The organism is Embleya hyalina, assembly GCF_003967355.1.
In the GTDB taxonomy this organism is placed as follows: Bacteria; Actinomycetota; Actinomycetes; order Streptomycetales; family Streptomycetaceae; genus Embleya; species Embleya hyalina.
In genome coordinates, this window is record NZ_BIFH01000032.1 from 211323 (window position 1) to 218296 (window position 6974).

General features: G+C 74.6%; 4 protein-coding genes. 3 read left to right on the forward strand and 1 reads right to left on the reverse strand.

Annotated elements, in window-relative coordinates:
* Positions 1 to 16 precede the first annotated feature (16 nt).
* On the reverse strand, positions 17 to 1432 hold the full coding sequence (locus tag EMA17_RS35100) for a tetratricopeptide repeat protein (RefSeq protein WP_126641206.1): 1416 nt from the start codon (positions 1430 to 1432) through the stop codon (positions 17 to 19).
* A gap of 740 nt (positions 1433 to 2172) precedes the next feature.
* On the opposite strand from EMA17_RS35100, the gene EMA17_RS35105 reads away from it, so the two are divergent.
* The 3 genes from EMA17_RS35105 (at position 2173) to EMA17_RS35115 (ending at position 6639) form a co-directional block, all read left to right on the forward strand.
* Entirely contained in the window at positions 2173 to 4698 is a 2526-nt protein-coding gene (locus EMA17_RS35105) for an ABC transporter permease (RefSeq protein WP_160161679.1), read from the forward strand.
* 85 nt (positions 4699 to 4783) lie between these two features.
* A complete protein-coding gene (locus EMA17_RS35110; protein ID WP_126641208.1) occupies positions 4784 to 5992 on the forward strand; it encodes a sensor histidine kinase in 1209 nt (402 codons plus the stop codon).
* Positions 5989 to 6639, forward strand: coding sequence for a response regulator (locus EMA17_RS35115; RefSeq protein WP_126641209.1), 651 nt, complete (start codon positions 5989 to 5991; stop codon positions 6637 to 6639). Before EMA17_RS35110 ends, EMA17_RS35115 begins: the two co-directional genes overlap by 4 nt.
* The last annotated feature ends 335 nt before the right edge of the window (positions 6640 to 6974 follow it).

Genomic DNA, 6974 nt, shown 5'->3' on the forward strand with positions numbered 1-6974 from the left:
CGGGGCCGCTCGCCGCTCAACGCCCCCAGGCGACGGTGATCGCCTTCGTGTGCTCGGCCGCGTGCTCCCGGGCCGTGGCCGCCTCGGCCGCCCGGCCCAGTTCCTCGGCCAGTCGGGCCCGGGCCAGCCAGTTGTACGGGCTGCTCGGTCGCAGGTTGACGCGCTCGCTCAGAAGGGTGCGGGCCAGGTCGTGCCGGTGTGCGCGCAGGGCCGCCTCGACCAGGGTCTGCTGGATCGCGTCGCGCTGCGCGTGACTGCCGCCGAACGTGTTCAGGCGGTGCCGGATCGGGACGAGGATGTCGACGGTGTCCCGATAGCGCCCCTGTTCGAAGGCGACCAGCGCACGACACACCGGCAGGCCGACCTCGGCGGTCATCGTGTGGTTGCTCACCCCGGGGTGCGGGTCGGCCAGCCACCGCTCCCGCTCGCGCGTCACCGCCTCGGCGTCGGCGATCCGGCCGGCGCCCAGATACGCCATCACCGCGTGCACGTCGTTGAAGGCGTAGTACGGGCCGTCCGCGCGGGCCGCCCACGCGTCGGCCAGTCGGGCCCAGCGCTCGCGTTGTTCGCCGCCCGCGAGGTGGATGCGCCACAACAGGGCGGAGGCGTCCAGGAGTTCCATCGCGACGCCCATCGAGCGGTCGTTGTGCAGCACGGCGTCGTAGATGGCCAGCGCCCGGTCGATCGCGCCGGCCTCGATCGCGTACAGGCCGTAGTGCCACCAGTTGTGCACGTTGAGGTAGTTGCCGCCGGACCAGTCGCCGACCCGGGCGTCCAGGAAGCGGATGCCCTCGGCGAAGCGGCCCTGCATCTCGTACGTGTGCACCACCGCGTGGATCGCCCACACGTCGCGCGGGTGTGCCGCCACGGCGGCCAGTCCGGCCTGTTCGGAACGCTCGTAGTGGCCGGTCTCCTCCAGGCCGAACGCGGACATCCCGAGCAGGGGCCCGTAGTGCGGATCGTCCGGGTCCCACGCGGACAGCGCGCCGCCGACGCGGTCGCGCAGCCGGGTCGCGTCACCGGTGAAGAAGTCGATCTGATGGCCGATCGCGAGCGCGAGCGCGTCCCGGGGGTGTGCCACGACCAGGTCGCGCAGGATGTCGCCGGCCCGGTGGATGTCGCCGGCCAACCACGCCTCGGCCGCCGCCAGATGGGCCGACTCGCGCGCGTCCGCCCGCGCCCCGCCGGCCGCGAAGGCGGCATATCGCTCGCGCGCGGCGGCGGCATCGGCCGACTCGGTACCCAGCAGCCCGAGATAGGCGGCGAACGCGTGCGCCATCGGCGCCTCGGGAGCCGCCCGCAACGCGGCCTCCACCTCGGCGGAAACCTCCGGCCGAAAGAACAGGAGGGCGTCGAGCGCACGTTCGTGGTGCCGAGCCGCCTCCGGCCCCATCCCGGACAGTTCGAGGCCGTGCCGATCCACCGTGCTCACCGCGGGTCCTTCCGTCGTATCCCGTGCCTCGGCCCCCGACCCCGATTAAACACGCCCGCCGTGGTCGCGGGCCCGTTTCGACAGGCGAGAGTCGACAGACAGTGAGCGGCACGCGACGGACGGCGAACGCGACGGCGGCGCGCCCGGTCGCGCGACATCCGGCCCGTGGTCGCCTTCGACGTCCCGGTCGACGACCGCACGCCGCGCACCGCGCCGCCCGGGACCCGAACACCGGCCGACCGAGGCGGGCCGAACCCCGCTCGAACCGGGTACGCGGCCGGTCCGCGTGGGCCGAGCGCTACACGGGTGATCCGCCGAACGCCCGGGCCCGGATCGCCGACGACGGGAGGACGGGGGTCGGCATGCGGGCAACTCTTCGGTGGTGCGCCCCTCGGCTCGACCTTCGCGTCCGTCGACCTCGACTCGACGGCGTGCCGGGCGAGTCGAGCGAGTCGAGCCGTGATCGGGGCTTTCGCGGCAACGGTGCGGGGAAGTTCGTCCCGGCCGCCGACACGCCGGCGCACCCGGGCGAGGCGTGCGCCCGGGCGAGAGGCGCACGTCGCCCGTGGGTGCGTCCGAATCGATACCTTCGTCGATCGGCGTGCGTCGATCGGGTCGGCGTCGGGGGGATCGGGGACACGAGTGGGCACCGTCGGCCGTATCGGGCCGATCGTGGGCGCGGCGAGGGTGGGACGCGACCCGGCGCCGGCCGGGACAGGGTCGGCCTCGGGACGTTGCTCATGCTCAGGAATGCTCTTCGTACGCTTGCCGCGCAGCGCATGCGCCTGGCGCTCACCGTGCTCGCCATCGTCTTCGGTGTGGCCTTCGTGGCCGGTGTGCTCACGCTCAAGGACACCATCACGGAGGCCGCCGCCACCTCCGCCGCGGACGACTTCGCCGGGGTGGGCGTGGGGGTTCGCGCCGACTCGGAGCACGTCGCCGGCGATCCCGCCGCCCTGGGACCCCGGCTGGTGGAGCGGCTGCGCGGGCTGCCCGGCGTGGCGGCCGTGCGCGGCTCCGTCACCGGGCCCGCCGTGGTGGTCGACCGTGACGGGGACCTGGTCGGTCGGGTGGAGGAGTCCGCGGGTACCAACTACGCGCCCGGGCCGCAGGGTTCCGATCCGCTGTACCGGCTGGCCCAGGGCCGCGCGCCGAGCGCCGCCGGCGAGGTCGCGCTGGACGAGGCCGGGGCCCGGACGGCCGGCTACCGGATCGGCGACCGGCTGCGCGTGGTCGCCGGCGGCGGCACACTGGACGCCACCCTCGTCGGCACCGTGCACGCCGTCGACGCCCGGATCCGGCTCGGCGCCACCCTCACCCTGTTCGACACCCCCACCGCGCAGCGCCTGTTCGGCGCCCCCGACACCTACGACCTGATCACCGTCACCGCCCGCCCCGGCACATCCGACGCCGCGCTCCTGGACGCCGTCCGCCCCCTCGTCCCCGCCGGCTCCGAGGCGGTCACGGGCGCCGCGCTCACCGCCGAGCGCCGCGACCTGGCCTCGGCCGGGACCGCCGGACTGGCCACCGGGCTGCTGGTGTTCGCCGGCATCGCGCTGTTCGTCGGGACGTTCATCATCACCAACACCTTCACCATGCTGATCGGCCGCCGCACCCGCGAACTCGCGCTGTTGCGCGCGGTCGGCGCCACCCGGCGGCAGGTCACCCGCTCGGTGCGCCTGGAGGCGCTGATCACCGGCCTGGTCGGCGCGCTGCTCGGGCTGCTGCTCGGAATCGCGCTGTCCACCGGCCTGCTCGCGCTGCTGCGCGACACCGACGCCGCACCGCCGCGCGGCCCGCTCGTGGTGCGGCCCGGCACGATCCTGTGGTCGCTCGTGGTGGGCATCGGCGTGACCGTCGCCGCCGCCTGGCTGCCCACCCGCAAGGTGGCCAGGATCGCCCCGATGGCGGCGTTGCGCGCGAATCCGCCGAGCCCGGCCGGGCTGTTTCGGCGCAATCTGGCCGGCCTGCTCCTGATCGGCGTGGGCGTCGGCGGCGGCTACGCCACGGTTCGGGCCGCCCCCGGAGGCAACGGCGAGCCGGTCTTGGTCACGGTGTGCGGCGTGGTGGCCGTCACCGGCGTGCTGATGTTGATCCCGCTGCTTTCGGTCGGCGTCATCGGGGCGCTCGCGCGGCCGCTGACCCGGGTGTTCGGGGTGACCGGGACGCTGGCGAGCCGCAACGCGCTGCGTGATCCGCGCCGCACGGCCGCGACCGCGTCCGCGTTGATGGTCGGCCTGTTCCTGGTCACCGGCCTGACCGTGATCGGCGCGTCGCTCAAGGACAGCCTCGACCACGCGGCGGCGCGCGGGCTGACCGCCGACTACGCGGTGTCCACGACGCTGCGCGACCCGATGGCCGCCTCGACGGTGGACCGCATCGGCCGGTTGCCGCACGTCGAGGCGGCGAGCGTGTACCGCACGGCGACCGCGCGGATCGGCGACACCGAGCAGGAGGTGGCCGCGCTGGACCCGGTCGCGGGCCCGAAGGTGCTGCGCCTCGACTTCGTCGCGGGCGGGCCCGAGGCGCTGGGCACGGACCTGCTCGTGGAGCGGGTCGAGGCCGAGTCGCGTGGGCTGGGCGTCGGCGCGACCGTGCCGGTGACGTATCCCGACGGCACGTCCGGCACACTGCGCGTCGGCGGGATCTACCGGGCCAATCCGATCGTGCTCCCCTACACGGTCTCCACCCGCACCCTGGACCCGCACCTCGAACGCCCGGTCGGCCGCCAGGTGTTCGTCAAGAGCGCACCGGGTGAGGCGCGGGCCCTGGAGGCGACCCTGAAGGACGCCTTCGGAGCCGATCCGGCCCTGCGCGTGCAGTCGAAGGACGAACTGCGCCGAGGTCTGGGCGCCGCCATCGACCTGCTCCTGAACATCGTCTACGGGCTGCTGGCGATGGCCGTGCTGATCGCGGTCATCGGCATCGTCAACACGCTGGCGATGTCGGTCCTGGAACGCACCCGGGAGATCGGCCTGTTGCGTGCGATCGGCCTGGACGCCCGCCGGGTGCGCGCGCTGATCCGCCTGGAGGCGGCGCTGATCTCGCTGTTCGGCGCGCTGCTCGGGGTCGGGCTCGGCACCACGGTGGGGGTGTTGGCGGTGCGCGGGATCGACCTGGGCAACGTCCCGCTCGGCGCGACGATCCCGTGGCCGCGGATCGCCCTGTTCGTCCTCGGCGCCCTGGGCGTGGGACTGCTCGCGGCGGCCTGGCCGGCTCGGCGCGCGGCGCGCATGTCGGTGCTCGGCGCACTCGGGTCCGAGTGAGGTGCCGATCCGCTTCGGGCGGCGTCCGTCCCCGGCGCCCGCCGACTGGCCGGATGCCTGGACACCTGCCGGTACCTTGGCGAACGTGCACCCGCCACCACCCGCGACGATCGCCCGCGCCGTCGTGTTCGACGTCGTACTGGCCGCCTCGGTCGCCGTGGTGGCCGGACTGCTCCGCGCGCTCGGCTCGTTCGACGGCGACGGGGTGCATCCGCCGCATCCGCTGCCGTGGTGGGGCGTGCTCGTCCAGGTCGCCGCGGGCGCCGCGCTCGTGCAGCGGCGACGCCGACCGATCGCCTCCGCCGGCGTCGTCTTCGCGCTCTCCCTCGGCGGCCCCGTGCTGGCCGGTCCCTTCGCGGCCTACGCGCTCGGCGCCTACGCCCCGACCCGGCGCACCGCGTGGGCGCTCGCCGCCGGGCTCGCGGTGACCATGTGCGAGCCGTGGCGGGCGCAGCCGGGGTCGGACGTGTTCGTGGAGATCCTGGCCGTCGTCACGCCGCTGCTGCTCGGGAAGTACCTCGCGTCGCGTCGCGGCCTGATCCTCGCGCTGGCCGAACGCGCCGAGCGGGTCGAACGCGAGCAGGCCGAGCGGGACCGGCGGGCACGGATCGAGGAACGCCGCCGGTTGGCGGGCGAGATGCACGACATGATCACCCACCGGGTCAGCCTGATGGTGCTTCAGGCGGGCGCGCTGCGCACCATCGCGGAACGGGACAACGTACGCTCCGCCGCCGAGGAGTTGCGGTTGACGGGCTGTCAGGCGCTGTCCGAGCTGCGCGAGTTGGTGGCCATCCTGCGCGATCCCGACGACCCGACGCCGCCCGGTACACCCGCGCGGGGCGCGGAGCCGGTCGGTCTGGACGTGTCCGACCTGGTCGCCGACTCGCGGGCGGCGGGCGTCGAGGTCGACCTCACGGTGACCGGATCGGCGCCCGCCGACCACGCGCCGGCCGCCGTACGCGGGGCGCGGCGGGTGGTCCAGGAGGCGCTGACCAACGTGCACAAGCACGCCCCCGGCGCGCATGTGACCGTGGCCGTGCGGCACGAGCCCGAGGGCATCGCGGTCACCGTCGCCAACACCGCCGGGACCAGGACCCCCGACGTCGACCTGGGCACGGGCGGCACCGGCCTGCTCGGTCTGCGCGAGCGGGTCGAACTGCTCGGCGGCCGCTTCCGGGCCGGGCCGGACGACACCGGCGGGTTCACCGTCGACGCGCTGATCCCGGTCGCCGAAACCGCCGACTCCCCGCCCCCTTCCATCACCCTGCCCGTGCTCGACGAAGGTGCCGCATGATCCGACTCCTGCTCGTGGACGACGAACGTATGGTGTGCGCGCACCTGCGCACCATCCTCGGCGGCGCCGAGGACATCGACATCGTCGGCGAGGCCTACGACGGCGCCGAGGCCCTGGAACAGGTGGTCCGGCATCGGCCCGACCTGGTGCTGCTCGACCTGCACATGCCGGGCGTGGACGGGCTGACCGCGCTGCGCCGGATGGTCCGCCTGGACGCGCCGCCCAAGGTCGTGGTGCTGACCACGATCGACACCGACGACCACGTGCTGCGGGCGCTGCACACCGGCGCGGTGGGTTTCCTGCTCAAGGACACCCCGCCCGAGGACCTGGTCGCGCTACTTCGGGTGGCCGTCGAGGGCAATACCGTGTTGTCCCCGGCCGCGGCCCGCAACCTGATCGGCGCGAGCGCGGCCCGCGAGACCGCCCGCCGCGAGGCCCGCCACACGATCCGCGACCTGACCGAACAGGAGACCCGGATCCTCGCCTGCCTGGGAGAAGGCCTGTCCAACGCCCAGATCGCCGCCCGCCTGCACCTCACGGAACCGACGGTCAAGGCCTACGTCTCCCGCACCCTGACCAAACTCTCCTGCACCAACCGCACCCAGGCCGGCCTGATCGCCCACAACGCCGGCCTGACCCCCCACTGACCCACAGCCGCGACCGCAACCGCTGCGCGAACCGGGCCACCCAGGGCCAAGGCGCGAGGCGAAGCGCAGCACTGAGCGGCGCGGGATCGCGAGGCGCTGCACCGGGTGGAGCACAAGCGAGAGAGGGAACGAAGGCGCGGCGCACGCCCCTGCGCCGGCCGGAGCCAGGGCGCGGGTTGGGGCCGGGCGGAGGCCAGGGACACGGGGCGAGCCGCTGCGCTGGACGGGGACCGAGCCGAGCGGGAGCGCAGCTTGGGGCCGGACCGGGACTTGGAGCGCGCGGCGCGGCCGGACACTGCGCTGGGCGAGGACCGGGCCGAGCGGGGGCGCCGCTT